9 protein-coding genes are annotated in these 17,646 nt (G+C 42.6%); 5 read left to right on the top strand and 4 right to left on the bottom strand.

All coding sequences use genetic code 11. From position 1 onward, the window contains the following. Positions 1-76 precede the first annotated feature (76 nt). Positions 77-898 (top strand): MerR family transcriptional regulator, encoded by an 822-nt coding sequence (locus NSQ64_RS10715; protein ID WP_341016431.1) that lies wholly within the window; start codon positions 77-79, stop codon positions 896-898. Positions 899-957: 59 nt separating this feature from the next. Here NSQ64_RS10715 and NSQ64_RS10710 read toward each other — a convergent pair whose 3' ends face one another. The 3 genes from NSQ64_RS10710 to NSQ64_RS10700 form a co-directional block, all read right to left on the bottom strand. Beyond that, a complete protein-coding gene (locus NSQ64_RS10710) occupies positions 958-2,787 on the bottom strand; it encodes an ABC transporter ATP-binding protein (protein WP_341016429.1) in 1,830 nt (609 codons plus the stop codon). Then, positions 2,784-4,517, bottom strand: coding sequence for an ABC transporter ATP-binding protein (locus tag NSQ64_RS10705; RefSeq protein WP_341016425.1), 1,734 nt, complete (start codon positions 4,515-4,517; stop codon positions 2,784-2,786). The genes NSQ64_RS10710 and NSQ64_RS10705 overlap by 4 nt, the downstream gene beginning before the upstream one ends. A gap of 94 nt (positions 4,518-4,611) precedes the next feature. Next, a complete protein-coding gene (locus NSQ64_RS10700) occupies positions 4,612-5,514 on the bottom strand; it encodes a LysR family transcriptional regulator (protein WP_024718330.1) in 903 nt (300 codons plus the stop codon). Positions 5,515-5,667: 153 nt separating this feature from the next. On the opposite strand from NSQ64_RS10700, the gene gltB reads away from it, so the two are divergent. Then, entirely contained in the window at positions 5,668-10,239 is a 4,572-nt protein-coding gene (gene gltB, locus NSQ64_RS10695) for a glutamate synthase large subunit (RefSeq protein WP_277518513.1), read from the top strand. A gap of 16 nt (positions 10,240-10,255) precedes the next feature. Further along, positions 10,256-11,740, top strand: coding sequence for a glutamate synthase small subunit (gene gltD / locus NSQ64_RS10690; RefSeq protein WP_217967074.1), 1,485 nt, complete (start codon positions 10,256-10,258; stop codon positions 11,738-11,740). A 63-nt stretch (positions 11,741-11,803) separates the two neighbouring features. Here gltD and NSQ64_RS10685 read toward each other — a convergent pair whose 3' ends face one another. Further along, complete coding sequence (locus tag NSQ64_RS10685; RefSeq protein WP_017367412.1) at positions 11,804-13,006, bottom strand: nitrate/nitrite transporter; 1,203 nt, start codon at positions 13,004-13,006, stop codon at positions 11,804-11,806. 169 nt (positions 13,007-13,175) lie between these two features. Between NSQ64_RS10685 and nirB the strand changes: the two genes are divergently transcribed. Together nirB and nasC are read left to right on the top strand one after the other, a co-directional pair. Further along, positions 13,176-15,437 carry a nitrite reductase large subunit NirB gene (gene nirB, locus NSQ64_RS10680; protein WP_341016419.1) on the top strand — a complete coding sequence of 754 codons (2,262 nt, stop codon included), beginning with the start codon at positions 13,176-13,178 and terminating at the stop codon, positions 15,435-15,437. After that, on the top strand, positions 15,434-17,572 hold the full coding sequence (nasC, locus tag NSQ64_RS10675) for an assimilatory nitrate reductase catalytic subunit NasC (protein ID WP_341016417.1): 2,139 nt from the start codon (positions 15,434-15,436) through the stop codon (positions 17,570-17,572). The genes nirB and nasC overlap by 4 nt, the downstream gene beginning before the upstream one ends. The last annotated feature ends 74 nt before the right edge of the window (positions 17,573-17,646 follow it).

Raw genomic sequence — 17,646 nt, 5'->3', positions numbered from 1 at the left:
TCTCCACATATGTGGTGTTTCTGCATGTTATCATAAAGGATGGAGTAACTCCATAGTCAAGAAAGGAGCCCTAAAAATGATGAACGATGTTCAAAAAACATTTTTAACTGGAGAATTTGCGGCATTATTTGAAGTGAAAAAAGATACACTGCTCTATTATGATAAGATCGATTTGTTTAAGCCGGCAGGTGTTCAGGAAAATGGGTACCGTTATTATACATTTGAACAGTTTGATCATTTCATGGCCATTCAATCTCTTCGCGCTGTTCAATTTCCGATCAAGCAATTAAAACAATACTTTACTGAGCCTTCTCAGGAAAAATTGCAAAGTCTTGCGGTTGAGCAAGCAGAAAAGGTCGGGGAGGAGATCCAAAAACTACAGGATATTCAATCTTTTCTTTTTCGTGTGATCGAGACAACGAATGAATTATCATCAGTGAAAACAGGGGAGGTCTTGTTTCAAGAACTGCCAGAAGAACCGATCGTCCTCAGTACATCAAACCCGATTGATTCAAACACACCTATAGAAGAAATTTCTCGAATTGTAGGAGAATTTCTGAAAGGGATTGGTATTAAAGGTGCCGCGGCAAATGGTTCTGTTTTAAACAAGGAGCAGTTTTTGCAGCGTCATTATCATCAATCTGATAGGCTGTTTTGCCGAATGGAAGGGCCGGATGCAGTCAAAAAGCCTGCGGGTCTATATGCAGTCATTTATCAACAAGGAACATATGAAGAGATGGAGACTGCCTATTCACGTTTATTAGATCGAATCGAAGCAGAGGATATGATACTGGATGGGGATGTCTTTGAGGAGTATTTACTTCATTCTCTGATGTCTAAAAATGAAGCGGATTACATGACGAAACTTAGTGTGAAAGTCAGAAAACGGGAAGCTTAAGGCATAACAAAAAGGATAGACAGGCATTTTTACATGCTGTCTATCCTTTTTGGTGTTGTTTAACCGACTTGGTTTTCGGCAAATTGACTCATATAGAGGTCGGCATAAAAGCCTTTTTCTTTCAAAAGCTCACGATGAGTTCCTTTTTCAATGATCGTGCCATCTTTCATGACTAAAATGAGATCGGCATCTTTAATCGTTGAAAGTCGATGTGCAATGACGAAGCTTGTTCTGCCGTTCATTAATTCATTCATCGCTTTTTGAATATGCATCTCTGTCCGTGTATCGACACTGCTTGTTGCTTCATCTAAGATTAATATCTTCGGATCAGATAAGATGGCACGGGCGATGGTTAACAGTTGACGCTGACCTTGTGAGAGGTTGCCGGCATCTTCTGTTAAGAGTGTGTCATATCCATCTGGAAGGGTGCGGATGAAATCGTCTGCATAGGCATGTTTAGCGGCCTTCAACACATCCTCTTTTGAAACATTTGGTCTGCCATATGCGATGTTGTCATAAATTGTGCCTTCAAAGAGCCATGTATCCTGAAGAACCATCGCAAATAAGTCACGCACTTGCTCTCGGCTGAGGTCGGTTGTTTTTACGCCGCCAATGCGAATGGAGCCTTGATCTAGCTCGTAAAAGCGCATTAACAGATTAATAATCGTTGTTTTTCCAGCGCCTGTTGGCCCAACAATGGCCACCGTTTGTCCTTCTCGGACTTGTAAATTCAAATCTTTAATAATGGGTTGATCTTTCTCATAACCGAAGTGAACGTGCTCAAAGGCCACATCTCCGGAAAGGGATTTAAGATCAATCGCTGCATCTTCTTGCGCATGTTCTTCTTCTTCATCCAGAATTTCAAACACCCGTTCAGCAGAAGCGATAGCAGATTGAACTAAGTTTGCAACACTGGATGCTTGCACAAGCGGCTGCGACATTTGTTGTGTGTATTGGATAAATGCTTGCACATCCCCAACACGAATATTCCCATTAATGACAAGAATTCCGCCAGCAACACTTACCGCCACATAGCCAAGATTCCCAATAAAGGTCATCATCGGCATCATTAAGCCAGAGATAAATTGTGCTTTTCTTGAAGATTCATATAGTTGTTCGTTTAATTGATCAAATGTATCAATGGCTTTCTTTTCATAGCCATACGCACGAACCGTCTGATGTCCTGTGAACATTTCATTAATATGTCCATTGATCATCCCTAGTTCTTTTTGCTGTGCTTTAAAATGCTTTTGCGAAAATGATGTAATGCCTCGAATCGCAAACAAACTAAGAGGCAGCGTCAAACAAACAAGCAGCGTCAGCAGCGGACTGATGAAAAGCATCATGACGACAATTCCAATGACTGTAATAACAGATGTGATCACTTGCGTGAGTGCCTGCTGTAAAGAAGTATTAATATTATCAATGTCGTTCATCACCCGGCTCAGCGTGTCTCCGTGTGTTGTTTTATCAAAATAACGAAGGGGGAGACGTGTGAGCTTGTCATTTGCTTCTTGCCTTAATTCAGCAATGGTCTGCTGCGAGACACCCGCCATTACATATTGCTGCACGAATGAGAAGAGAGATGCTACGACATATAATAGAACAAGCAGCAATAAAATGCGTGAAATGACATCGAATTGAACGCCAGTTCCTTGTGTAAAACTTTCAAATAGGGAAGAGGTGGCATCCCCAAGTAATTTTGGACTGACGACATTAAAAACGGTTGAACCGATCGCTGCAATCAGGACAATGATCAGCTGAAATTTCCTCGGTTTTAAATAGCCCGTTAAACGAAGAAGTGTTTTTTTAAATTCCTTCGGTTTTTGTACTGGGCCGCTTGGGTGACCGCCTTTATGTCCCATTCCAGAAGACATTTTTTTACTCATCCTTGCTCCACCTCCTGACCTTCCTGTGATGCGACTATTTCTTGATAGACAAGGTTATCTTTCAGTAACTGTTCATGTGTACCGATACCTGCTATTTTTCCATCATCTAACACAATGATTTTATCGCTATGCTTCACTGTGCTGATTCTTTGGGCCACAATAATCAAAGCAGCATGCTCTTTTTCAGCTTCTAGCGCTGACCGAAGTTTTGCATCCGTTTTGTAATCAAGGGCAGAGAAGCTATCGTCAAACAGGTAGAATGAAGGTTTTCTTACGAGTGCTCTTGCGATCGAAAGACGTTGTTTTTGACCGCCAGAGAGATTCGAACCCCCTTGGTCTATCTCTGCGTGAATTCCGCCATCTTTTTGCAAAACAAATTCTTCGGCCTGTGCTGTCCGCAGTGCCTGCCAAATCTCGTCATCTGTAGCATCTCGTTTGCCAAAGCGCACATTATCAGCAATGGTTCCGCTAAATAAAATGGCTTTTTGAGAAACATAACCCATCTGACTTCTCAGTTTCTCTTGAGGCAATTCTCTAATATCGACACCATCTAATGTAATTTTTCCTTCTGTTGCTTCATAAAAACGTGTCATCAGCTGAAGAAGGGTCGTTTTCCCGGAACCTGTACTGCCGATGATCGCCGTCGTTTCACCCTTTTTGGCTTCAAACGTCATGTCTTGAACGGCTGGTTTTTCAGCATTTGAATAATAAAATGACACATTCTCAAAGCGAATGGACTGGGCTGGCTGATCAAGTTTAGTGACAGCTTCTTTTTTGTCTTTAATTTTTGGTTCTAGATTTAACACTTCATTCATCCGTTTAGCGGATGCCTGAGCTCTAGGCACCATAATAAAACTCATAGACAGCATAATGAGTGCCATTAAAATCATCATCGCATATTGAATGAAGGCGATTAGATTCCCGACTTCCATCTGTCCGGCATCAATCCGATTAGCGCCAATCCAGACAATGCCGATATTCGTGAAGTTCATGATAATGAGCATAAAAGGGAACAAGTACGCCATTAATCGATTGACTTTAAGGCCAGTATCCTTATACGATGTATTGGCTTCTTGAAAACGTTCTTTTTCGTCATCTACTCGGTTAAACGCTCGAATGACCCGAATGCCTGAAAGCGACTCTCTCATAATCAAGTTCAGCCGGTCCGTTTTTTTCTGAAGCTGGCCAAAGAGGGGGATTGCTTTTCTTGACACCAAATAAATGAACCCGCCAAGAAGGGGAAGAGCTGCTAAAAAGATGAGAGATAACACAGCATCTCTAGATACAGCCAAAATAATTCCACCAACGAGCATAAGAGGCGCCCGTGTCATCATTTGTAAGATCATGATCGTGACATCTTGAACTTGTTTCACATCATTTGTTGATCTTGTAATAAAGGAAGATGTCCCGATTTTTTGAAATTCTTCTAATGAGAATTGTTCGACATGCACAAACAGCTGTCTTCTCATATCACGCCCGAAGCCTAGAGCTGTCTTAGATGACAAGTAGGACTTCCAAATCGTGAGCAAGATGGCAAGTAAAGAACAAGCCACCATCCAGCCCCCAACCTTCCATATATAAGCGACATCTCCTTGGACGATCCCGACATCAACGATATCTGCCGTAAGCGTCGGTAAATACAGCTGGAGCATACTGCTTAAAAAGGTGAGAATCACAATGGACACAACGGATAGCCGATAGGGCTTTAAAAACGATAAAATTGATTTCATACGATTACCTTTCTTCCATATAGTCTGTTGTTCTGTAACTCATCATATACAAAGAGGGATTATTTCTACAAATGAAATGTCTTGTTTTAATGAATTATTTATATTGTTCAATTTTTGAAAAGAAGTCCTTTACAAACATATAAAAATCATGGGCAGAAGGAGACATCTCTCTCGATTTAGAAGCAATAATTCCGACCGTTCTTCTCACTTGAGGGAAATCAATGGGAATTTTCACTGTAAATCGCGGTGTTGTTTCATAAAAAGCACTTTCGGGTAATAAAGTAACGCCCATACCCGCTGACACAAGACCTTTAATGGCATCCAAATCTTCTCCTTCAGATGAGATAGTTGGCTCATAGCCAGCCTGCTTACAGGCATCAACCGCAATTTGTCTCAGCACATATCCTTCAGGAAATAAAACGAAATGGTCTTTTCTCAAATCACTTAAATGAATACTTCTTTGCCCGCTAAAGGGGTGACTAATAGGTAAAAGGGCATAAATGCTTTCGGAAAACAAGATATTTCCTTCTATTTGAGGATCGTTTGTCGGGACGGGTCCTAAAAAGGCAAGATCAATGTCTCGATTTTTGACAGCTTCAATCAGAAACTTATAGGAACCTTGACGAAGTAAAAAATCGACCTCTGGATATTCCAGCTTAAATGCGGAAATGACAGAAGGGAGCACTTGGCTTGCTAGACTTGTAGGAAATCCAATGTTCACTGTCCCTTTGTGGGGGTCTAAGTATTCATCAATTTGTTCTTTGGCGTAATCTATCGCTTTTAGGGCGGTTCTGACATGGTCCAAAAATTGTCTGCCGATTTTCGTTAATTTGATATTTCGTCCTTCTCGTTCGAATAAAGCCACTCCAAGTTCTTCTTCTAAATTGGCAATCTGCCGGCTGATGGCAGATTGGGCAACGTGTAAGTTTTCAGCCGCTTCTGACACGTGTTCACGGTCAGCAACTTCTACAAAATAACGTAATTGACGAAGCTCCATTTTTGCACTTCACACCCATCTATCTCAAAAAGAGATTGTTTTGATCTAAATTATATATTGTTTATATTAATTTGAAAACTTAAAATAAGTTACAGAGTTTGTGAGATTTTATTACTGTGAAAAAACGGATCTTTTAAACGGGGGAGAGAAACGATGACTTATAATCAACTACCACAACCACAAGGTCTCTACCGTCCTGAATTTGAACATGATGCATGTGGAATCGGACTGTACGCCCATTTAAAAGGGGAGGCGACACATAGCATCGTCAAAAAGGGATTGCAAATGCTGTGCCAGCTTGATCACCGCGGCGGGCAAGGCAGTGATCCGTATACAGGTGATGGTGCCGGTTTAATGGTACAACTGCCAGACGCTTTTTTTAGAAAGAACTGTCAAGACTTTGCACTTCCTGAAAAGGGCCGTTACGGGGTAGGAATGGTGTTCTTTTCAAAAGATGATGATGCCAAAACGCGTCAAGCGATCGAACAAAAGATCAACGGCTTCATTAAACAAGAAGGGCAAACATTAATTGGCTGGAGAACGGTCCCTGTTGATGCTGGGAAAATTGGAACGGTTGCAGCGAAGAGCTGTCCGGTTGTCCGGCAAGTGTTCATCGGAGCAAACGACAACGTAACAGACCGTTTGTCATTTGAACGAAAATTATATGTCATCCGTAAGCAGGCTGAAAACTGGGGAACAGCAGAGGAAAAACAATTTTACTTTGTCAGTCTGTCTAGTCAAACCATTGTATATAAGGGGCTTTTAACATCAGATCAAGTTGATGCTTTTTATCTTGATCTACAGGATGAAACATTTGTTTCTGCATTTTCACTCGTTCATTCAAGATTTAGTACAAATACATTCCCGACATGGGAACGAGCGCATCCAAACCGTTACTTAATTCATAACGGAGAAATCAACACATTAAGAGGAAACATCAATTGGATGAGAGCAAGAGAACAACAATTCGTGTCTGAAGCCTTCGGAGAAGATCTAGACAAGATTTTGCCAGTGCTGAATGCAGACGGAAGTGATTCATCCATTTTAGACAATGCCTTTGAATTTTTCGTGCTTGCAGGGCGTACTCCTGCTCATACAGCGATGATGCTGATTCCTGAGCCGTGGACGGAGAATACGCACATGTCTAAAGAGAAACGGGCATTTTATGAATACCATAGTTCGTTAATGGAGCCTTGGGATGGTCCGACAGCGATTTCGTTTACGGATGGTAAACAAATCGGCGCCATCTTAGATCGGAATGGATTAAGACCTGCGAGATACTACGTGACAAATGACGATCACATCATTTTCTCATCTGAGGTCGGCGTCATCGACACAAATGAAGAAGATGTGAAGTATAAAGACCGTCTTGAACCAGGTAAAATGCTGTTAATCGATTTAGAAGAAGGACGCATTATTTCGGATGAAGAAGTGAAATCTTCGATTGCGAATGAACTTCCTTATCAAAAATGGCTCGATGAAGAAATGGTTCACGTCAATCGCTCTGAAGAAAATTCAGAAAATTCTAGTATAATGAGTGATTTGCTAACACGTCAGCGTGCTTTCCATTATACGTACGAAGACATTCAAAAGTATTTAATTCCTTTACTAGAAGAAGGAAAGGACCCAATCGGCTCAATGGGAAGTGATACACCGCTTGCTGTGTTATCAGATCGTGCGCAGTCGCTGTTTTCTTATTTCAAACAGCTGTTTGCTCAAGTGACGAACCCGCCGATTGATGCCATTCGTGAGCAGCTCGTTACATCAACCATGACTTGGTTAGGTGCTGAGGGAGATATTTTACATCCAAATGAATATTCATGCCGAAGAATTAAACTTTATACACCCGTTTTAACAAGCGGGCAGTTCAACGGCTTGAAAACGATTGTTCATAACGCCTTTAAAAGCAAAACGATTCATACACTTTTCACTGATGACCTAAAACGTGGTCTTGATGCGATGTTTGAAGAGGCAGAAAAAGCCATTCGTGAAGGGGTATCTTTACTAATTCTTTCCGATCGTGACATGACGGAAGAAAAAGTGCCGATTCCACCACTTCTTGCATTGAGTGCACTTCATCAGCATCTTGTGCGTCAAGGCTTACGAACAAAGGTGAGCTTAATCGTCGAATCTGGAGAAGTAAGAGAGGTTCATCATTTTGCCGCACTGATTGGCTACGGTGCAGATGCGATCCATCCGTACCTCGTTTACGAAACATACAAACAGCTTATTGCTGAAGAAGCGATTGCGATTAGCTTTGATGAAGCTGTCACAAAGTTTGGGAAAAGTGTGACTGAGGGCGTAGTTAAAGTAATGTCTAAAGTGGGAATTTCCACTGTCCAAAGCTATCGAGGCGCACAAATTTTTGAAGCTGTCGGCATTAGTGAAGATGTCATCCAGGCGTATTTCACAGGAACAGCTTCTCAGCTAGGCGGTATTGATCTTGACACCATTGCAAATGAAGCAAAGCTTCGTCATGAGGCTGGGTATCAGGCATCAACAGATCAAACGCTAGAATCAGGCAGTGAGTTCCAGTGGAGAAAAAATGGAGAGCATCATGCCTTTAACCCAAAAACCATTCATACCCTTCAGTGGGCATGCCGCAACGAAGATTATGATTTATTTAAGCAATACACGAAGGCAGCGGATGAAGAACGAATTGGTTTCCTTAGAAATCTATTTGCTTTTCGTTCAAAACAAAAGCCAGTTCGTCTAGAAGAAGTTGAATCTGCTGAATCCATTGTACGCCGCTTTAAGACAGGTGCGATGTCATTTGGTTCACTAAGTAAAGAAGCGCATGAAGCACTAGCGATTGCGATGAACCGAATTGGCGGCAAAAGCAACAGCGGAGAAGGCGGGGAAGACCCTGCACGCTTCACAGTAGATGAGCACGGGGATGATCGCAGAAGTGCGATTAAACAGATTGCTTCTGGCCGCTTTGGCGTGAAAAGTCATTATTTAGTCAATGCAGATGAACTGCAAATTAAAATGGCGCAAGGTGCAAAGCCGGGAGAAGGCGGACAGCTGCCAGGAAATAAAGTATATCCTTGGGTCGCAGACGTACGTGGTTCTACGCCAGGTGTTGGCCTAATCTCACCACCGCCTCACCATGATATTTATTCAATCGAGGATTTGGCTCAATTGATCCATGATTTGAAAAACGCAAACCGTGATGCACGCATCAGTGTCAAGCTAGTTTCTAAAGCTGGCGTTGGTACGATTGCAGCAGGTGTAGCAAAAGGGACAGCGGATGTCATCGTAATTAGTGGATATGATGGCGGTACTGGAGCTTCTCCGAAAACAAGTATTAAACATACAGGACTTCCTTGGGAGCTTGGATTGGCAGAAGCGCATCAAACCCTTGTCTTAAACGGCCTTCGAGAGCGAGTCGTTCTTGAGACGGATGGCAAATTAATGACAGGACGCGACGTTGTCATGGCTGCGATTTTAGGAGCAGAAGAATACGGCTTTGCGACAGCTCCACTTGTCGTATTAGGATGCGTCATGATGAGAGCATGTCATTTAGATACTTGCCCAGTCGGTGTCGCTACTCAAAACCCGGAACTTCGCAAAAAATTCATGGGTGACCCTGATCACATTGTCAACTTCATGATGTTTATTGCAGAGGAAGTAAGAGAAATTTTAGCTGAACTTGGCTTTACATCAATGGATGAATTGATAGGGCGTACGGATGTCTTATCAGTAAGTGAAAGAGCAAAATCACACTGGAAAGCAGGACAGCTGAACCTTGAAACCCTGCTTTATCAGCCAGAGGGACCACGCACATTCAGAACGCCGCAAAATCATAAAATTGATGAATCACTGGATATGAATGAGATTCTCCCTTATGTACAGGAAGCGCTCGATCATCAAACACCGGTTGATCTGTCACTAAACATTCGCAACATTCACCGTGTAGCTGGAACGATTACGGGCAGCGAAGTGTCTAAGCGCTACGGAGAAGAAGGTCTGCCAGAGGATACGATCACACTTCGGTTCACTGGTTCAGCTGGACAAAGCTTCGGCGCATTTGTTCCAAAGGGGATGTCTTTATATTTAACAGGTGACTCAAATGACTATATCGGCAAAGGACTCTCTGGAGGCAAAATTGCTGTCAAAACATCTGATCACTTTGTACAAAATGGACATGAGAACGTGATTGTCGGTAACGTTGCATTTTACGGCGCGACAAGCGGAAAAGCGTATATTAACGGTCGTGCAGGTGAACGATTTGCCGTGCGTAATTCAGGTGTCAATGTGGTCGTTGAAGGAATCGGTGATCACGGCTGTGAATACATGACTGGCGGACGTGTTGTCATTTTAGGTGACGTCGGGAAGAACTTTGGCGCAGGGATGTCTGGCGGTATCGCTTATGTGCATACATCCGATGCAAAACAGTTCAAAAGAATGTGCAACATGGAAATGATCATGTTTGAAAAACTCACAGATCACGAAGAAGAACAAGAAGTGAAGCAAATGATTCAGGAACACCTTGATTATACAAACAGCTCAAAAGCAGCAGCGCTTCTAGAGAACTGGGCACAAGAAAAGAATCAATTCATTAAGATCATTCCGAGAAATTACAAAATGATGCTTCAAAGCATTGAGGAACAAAAACAAGCAGGCCTCAGCCACGAGGAAGCTGTTATGTTCGCATTTGAAGCAAACACAAAACCGAAAAATAAAGAAACGGCAAACGGGCAAAAAGCAGCCGTCGCTCATTAAGAAAGGGGAGAGGACAATGGGCAAAGCAACAGGTTTTATGGATTATAAAAGAGAAAAGCCAAATGAACGTGACCCTCTCACTCGTCAAAATGACTGGAAAGAATATTCAGCTCCTTATACAGATGAGGTATTGAAACAGCAGGGTGCTAGATGTATGGATTGCGGAACACCGTTTTGTCAAATTGGAATGGAGATCAGGGGCGGCGTTTCTGGCTGCCCGATCTACAATTTAATTCCAGAATGGAATGACCTTGTCTACCGGGGCAGATGGAAAGAAGCGCTTGAAAGACTACAAAAAACGAACAATTTCCCTGAATTTACTGGAAGAGTATGTCCAGCACCTTGTGAAGGCTCATGTACCGTCGCGATCAATGATCCAGCAGTATCGATTAAAAATATCGAACGGACGATCATTGATAAAGGTTTTGAAAATGGCTGGATTACACCAAGAATTCCTTCAAGTCGTACAGGGAAAAAGATCGCCATTGTCGGATCAGGACCAGCAGGACTGGCAAGTGCAGACCAACTAAACCAAGCAGGACACGCTGTAACCGTGTTTGAACGATCTGATCGTCTAGGCGGACTGCTCACTTATGGTATTCCAAATATGAAGCTCGACAAAGAAGTCGTTGAGCGCAGAGTTAAACTGCTAAGACAAGAAGGCATTGACTTTGTGACCAACACAGAAATTGGTGTGGATATCACGGCTGATGAACTAAAAGAACAGTTTGATGCGGTCATCCTTTGTACAGGTGCACAAAAGCAGCGTGACCTGTTAATTGAAGGCAGGGAAGCAAAAGGGATTCACCTGGCAATGGATTATTTAACACTCGCAACAAAAAGCATGCTTGATTCAGGATTCAAAGATAAAAACTTTATTGACGCAAAAGGGAAAGACGTCATTGTGATTGGCGGAGGAGATACAGGTGCTGACTGCGTCGCAACTGCACTTCGCCAAAAAGCAAAAAGTGTTGTTCAATTCGGAAAGCATCCAAAGCTTCCAGATACACGTGTAGGGGATAACATGTGGCCAGAACAGCCTTATGTCTTTTCTCTAGATTATGCTTACGAAGAAGCACAAGCAAAATTTGGAGAAGACCCGCGCCAATATTCGATTCAAACCACAAAGATTGTGGCTGATAAAAATGGGAAGTTAAAAGAGCTTCATACCATTCAAATGGAAAAGGTGAAAAACGAGCAAGGGAAGTTTGAATTTCATGAGATTCCAGGAACAGAGAAGGTATGGCCAGCTCAGCTAGTCTTTATTGCGATTGGTTTTGAGGGAACTGAACAGCCACTAGTGAAACACTTTGGCGTGAACAGCAAAAACAATCGGATTGACGCAAAATATGGGGAATATACAACGAATGTAGAAGGCGTATTTGCAGCGGGAGATGCAAGACGCGGTCAAAGCTTAATTGTCTGGGCAATTAACGAAGGCAGACAAGTGGCGCACGAGGTAGACCGTTATTTAATGGGGAGTTCGGTTCTGCCAAAATAGGTCAAACAAAGGGTGTTTACCATATATAGAGAAAAGCCATGACCAAAGAGTGGTCATGGCTTTTTATGATTCAGACATGGTTGGCTGGATAATGACTTTTTTACGTTTGAACTGGGATACAACCAAACAGAGGAAGACAGCAAGAACAAAAAGAGAAATGGTCAAAAAGCCAAACGTATAGGAGCCCGTCATTTCTTTTAAACTGCCAAGAACGTTTGGTAAAAAGAATCCCCCAATGCCTCCTGCAGCCCCTACAATTCCAGTCACAATCCCAATTTCCTTATGAAACACTTGCGGGACAAGCTGGAACACCGCCCCATTCCCCATACCAAGACACATCATTCCGACAAATAAAAGCGCAATGACCACTGGTAAAGCAGGTAGACTACTCACTGCCCCTAAACAGATACCAATCAAAGCAAATAAACCGAGCAGTACTTTCATCCCGCCAATTTTATCGGCAATCAAACCGCCAACTGGCCGAAAGAAGCTGCCTGCCGCCACGCAAAGCGTCACAAAATCACCGGCATGAATTTTTGAAATCGCATATTGGTCCACAAAGAAAATACTCAAGAAACTTGAAAGGCCGACAAAACCACCGAATGTAATTGCATAAAGAAGACAGAAAAACCACGTTGTCTTTACTTTAAAGACTGAAAAATAGGACCGAAGCGGCTGAGGGGCCGGCTGGTTTGGTGCATCTTTTGCTGTGAAAATAAAAAACAAAAAGACGAAACTTAAAGGAATAAGAGCGAGCCCCATTACTGTATGCCAGCCATACATCTCCGCAAGTCTTGGTCCAAAGAGTGTCGAGATCAGTGTTCCGCTGTTTCCGGCGCCGGCAATTCCCATCGCTACCCCTTGTAAATGAGGAGGGTACCAGCGGCTTGCCATCGGTAAAGCGACCGCAAAACTCGCACCTGCAACCCCTAATAAAATCCCGATCAGTACTAGCTCTGAAAGAGTTGTACCACCGAAAAACCCCCATATGAGCGGAATGGTGGTCAAAATCATGCCCATCATCGCTGTTTTTTTAGGTCCCATTCGGTCTGTTAATAGGCCTAGCACAATTCGAAAAAAAGATCCGGATAAAATCGGAATGGCTACAATCATGCCTTTTTCTATTGTCGATAAGGCAAAATCTTGTGCAATAAAAGCACCGAGTGCCCCCAGCAAAACCCAAATCATGAAACTCACGTCAAAATATAAAAATGAACCAAACAATGTCTTAGGGTGACCACTAGAAGTCAATTCTGAGAGTTTCACAAAACCCCTCCTTTATTTTGAATTTTCTGACTTAAAGATAGCGAGTTGATAGAAGGAATGGAAGTATTGTGTTAGAAAAAATGACATGGATAAACACTTTTTTACAAATGTGTGCCATAATCTAGGCAAACATTGCTTTGGCGCAAAAAGCTAGAAAGGTTGATCTCACATGGCAAAACGTAAACTCGTGTTTATCGGAAACGGCATGGCGAGTATGAAATGTATCGAACATATCGTAAAGAAACAGCCAGAACGCTATTCCATCACGATCATTGGAAAAGAGAAGCACCCGGCCTACAACCGAATAAAACTTTCGTCAGTTTTACAAAAAAGTGAATCGTTGTCTCAAATTGAACTAAAGCCAAAAGAATGGTACACCAAACATGACATCACCATCCAAACAGGCGAAACGGTTGTGCACATCGATACAAGCCGGCAATTGCTCATGACAGAAGCACGCCGGAATATCCCGTATGACAAACTGGTTATCGCCACAGGCTCATCGCCTCATTTTCTGCCTATACAAGGCGTATCCAAAAAAGGGGTCTATGCTTTTCGTACGATTGACGATTATGAGGCCATTTACGCTGATTCTTTACGCTATGAGCGTGCAGCAGTCATTGGAGGTGGTGTACTTGGTGTGGAAGTGGCCGCTGGTTTACAGATCGCTGGACTGAAGACAACCTTGATTCATCACACGGATTGGCTTATGCAACGCCAATTAGATGAAACAGCTGCAGGGCTTTTGTCTCAACAATTAAGTCGCAAGGGGATTCAGGTAAAAACAAATGCTCATACGATTGCATGTTTAGGAAACGAGAGAGTAGAAGGCGTTCTGTTAAAAAGTGGAGATATCGTGGATGCTGATCTCGTGGTTTTCACAACGGGGGTCCGTCCGAATATAGAGCTTGCAAAACAGCACGGCATTCATACAAGAAAAGCCATTGTTGTAAATGATGTCATGCAGACAAACGTTGAGAATATTTATGCTATTGGAGAATGTGCAGAGCATAAGGGGATGGTGCACGGTCTTGTGCAGCCTATTTATGAACAAGCAAACGTGCTTGCGAATCATTTATTAGATGAACTGGTCACGAATTTACCTCCTGCCATTTATTCAACAAAATTGAAAGCAAATAACATATCTATTTATTCTGCTGGCAGTATTGTAAACCGATCCCCCTCCGCTTCAGTGGTGACTTACTTAGATGAAGAACAAGAAGTATATAAAAAACTAGTGTTTGAACATGATGTGCTCACAGGCGTTGTATTAGTTGGTCAACTTGAGAGAGCTGAGCAGCTTTTGCAGGATGTAAAAGTGGGGCGTGATAAAAGCGTAGTCATGAAATCACTGAATGAAGAGCAGATATCCCCTTTAGATTCATTAAAAACAGAGGATCTCATCTGCCAATGCCATACGGTGACGAAGGGAGCGATATTCAAAAGCATATCGGTCCATCAGCTGACAAATTTAGAAGAGATAAAAAAACAGACAGGGGCCGCAACGGGCTGCGGAGGCTGTCAAGAGCTTGTTCGTGCCTGCTGCCATGTCTCATCAAATCAGCTAACGGAAGCACTGGACACGTTTTGCTCGTGCACAAATGTAGAGAAACAGACCATTTTTTCGTATATAAAAAATCAGCATCCGCTGAATGAAGAGCAAGTAAGAAGACAATTTAATTGGATGACAGATAACGGCTGTGAAAAGTGCCGAGCAGCCATTCCATACTATCTTGAGCAGTTTCAAGATCTTTTCGTAAAAGACAGCCCATCAGATCATGAGCACATACTAATGCCTCAGTTATATGGTGGCCGTCTTGATCTGACATTTTTACAGATGATAACCGGATTATTAGAGCAAAAGCAAATTCAGCACGTAGAACTAACGGAGAATAAACGAATTCGGCTGATCGGTATTTCACAAGAGGCCGCCCATATTGTAAAAGAACATGGACACATCATGCCACAAGAAAGCAAGAGACTTTCTCATGTTCTTTCATGTGATTGTCGTCACGATCCATCTGTCACAACACTTGTCATGGAGATCGAAAGACAACTAGAAAACACGCTTTTACCTGCAGTCACATCGATTCATATCGCTGGTCCTTCCTGCGTATGTCATTTCAGCCCCATCTATGACATCTGCATCAAGAAGCAGCTGGATGAATGGGACATTTATATAGGAGGCAGCATACGTCAACCTAAGGCAGGTCAGCTTTTTTATTCTGTGAGCCGAACGGATGAGCTGATTCCTTTTTTAAAAGCACTGCTTGAAGACTATAGAAAACGTGCATATTTTCAAGAATCTATTGGAGACTGGATCCAAAAAAACGGCAGCATTTCCATCCGAGAAAAATTGCTCGATGAGGAAATGAGAGAAGAGCTCTGCGAGCAATTTGAGCAAAGTAGACAAAAGGGTGTGAATGTATGAATCAATCTTTTTTACAATATGTGCAGCAAACATCAGAGCAGCAAGAGCGAAAAAGGGTGTTCCCATCTCAATGTCCGTTTTGCAGTATGCAGTGCAAAATGCAATTAGTCGAGCAGCACGCAGAAGGGCGAACACGCTACCAGACGATAGGTATTCATAATCCAACCACGTTCGGCAGGATCTGTATGAAAGGGCAGCATGCCCACCAGCACGCACTGCACAAGGAACGATTGAATCACCCCCTCATCAAAAGAAACGGTCAATTTGTCAAAGTGACTTGGCAAGAGGCACTTGACGAAATCAAAGCACGCACTCAAACCCTTCAGACGGAACATGGGCACGATGCTATCAGTGTGTATGGTAGTGCATCGATTACAAATGAAGAAGCTTATTTACTCGGAAAATTTGCAAGGGTCGCCCTTAAAACGAAATACATTGATTACAATGGAAGACTGTGTATGTCTTCAGCAGCAACAGCAGCTAACCAAACATTTGGACTTGATCGGGGTCTAACCTTTCCGCTTCGTGACATCAAGCATGCCCGGGTTTTACTATTGGTTGGAACCAATATAGCGGAATGTCAGCCGACCCTCATGCCGTACTTGGAAGAAGCTAAAAAGAACGGGGCATTTCTCATCGTGATCGATCCGCGAAAAACAGCAACAGCCAAACTAGCAGACTTACATGTCAGCTTAAGGCCTGGGTCAGATGCTGCACTCGCAAATGGAATCTTACACGTCATGCTTCATGAACAGTTACTAGACGAAGAATTTATTAAAAAACGAACATCAGGTTTTCAAGAAATGAAACAGCAGATTTCACACATGTCCCTGCCAGACATTACGCAGCAAACCGGTGTATCGATGAAAGTCATTCAAAAAATAGCGAGAAAATTCGCACGCGAAAAAACAGGCATGATTCTGACTGCAAGAGGCATTGAGCAGCAAATAGACGGGACAGCATCCGTTCGTAATTTCCTGAATATTCTGCTTGTTACTGGGAAAATTGGCCGGATTGGGTGTGGCTATGGTGCGATTACTGGGCAAGGAAATGGACAGGGTGCAAGAGAGCATGGACAAAAAGCAGATCAGCTTCCTGGTTACCGTGATATCACAAACCCAGTACATAGAAAAGAAATGGCTGAAATATGGAAGATCGATGAAAAAGAACTGCCTGGAAAAGGTGTATCTGCTTTTGAAATGTTTGAAAAAATGCAGAAAGGAGAGATAAAAGCGCTCTTTTTAATGTGTTCTAATCCCGTTCAATCAGGTCCGCATGCAAGCTTTATCAAAAAAGCCATCGAGCAGCTGTCCTTTTTTGTCGCAATTGATTTATTTATCTCTGAGACGGCTGCACTCGCAGATGTTATTTTACCAGCTTCGTCATATTTAGAGGACGAAGGGACCATGACGAACATTGAAGGACGCGTTACGCTGAGAGAAGCAACCTATCCACTCAAACACCAAAGAAAGCACGATTGGCAAATCATTTGTGATATAGCAGCAGTATTAGGCAAAGGCGGCTCTTTTTCTTTTTCATCTGCAGAAGACATCTTTGAGGAATTGAGAACAGCAACGAAAGGAGCCAAAGCCGATTATTCCGGTATGACCTATGACAGGTTAAGGAAGACGCAAGGCATATTATGGCCCTGCTCTCATTTGGAAGACCGAGGAACAGAAAGACTATTTGAGCATCAATTCTCACATCCTGATAAATTAGCAAAATTTGCAGTCGTTGCACATGGACAACAGGGTGCAAAAGAACCAGTCAGTCCAGAATATCCACTCTATTTAACGACCGGCAGGGTGATGGCTCATTACCAAACGGGCGTTCAAACAAGAAAAAGCACCTCTCTTGTTGCCCGGCAGTTTGAAGCTTATGTAGAGCTTCATCCTGATACAGCCAAAGCTTACGGGATTCAGCACGGGGAACTCGTCACCATCCAGTCAAAACGAGGTAGTGTCATCATGAGGTGCCACATAACAGATAGCATCCGAAAAGATACTGTGTTTGTTCCGTTTCACTGGAATAAACATCAATCAATTAACCTATTAATTGGTAAACAGTTAGATCCACACAGTAAAATGCCAGGTTTTAAATATTGTCCTGTACAGCTGTCAGCCTACAAGAATTGAAAACTATGTGAGAAATTTTAACATGTATTTTCCATCTTTGTTTAGATTATGGTACTTTCTAAAAAACGATCACA

The organism is Bacillus sp. FSL W8-0183 (assembly GCF_038006825.1).
In the GTDB taxonomy this organism is placed as follows: Bacteria; Bacillota; Bacilli; order Bacillales; family Bacillaceae; genus Bacillus; species Bacillus altitudinis.
This window is presented reverse-complemented; position numbering and strand designations above follow the sequence as displayed.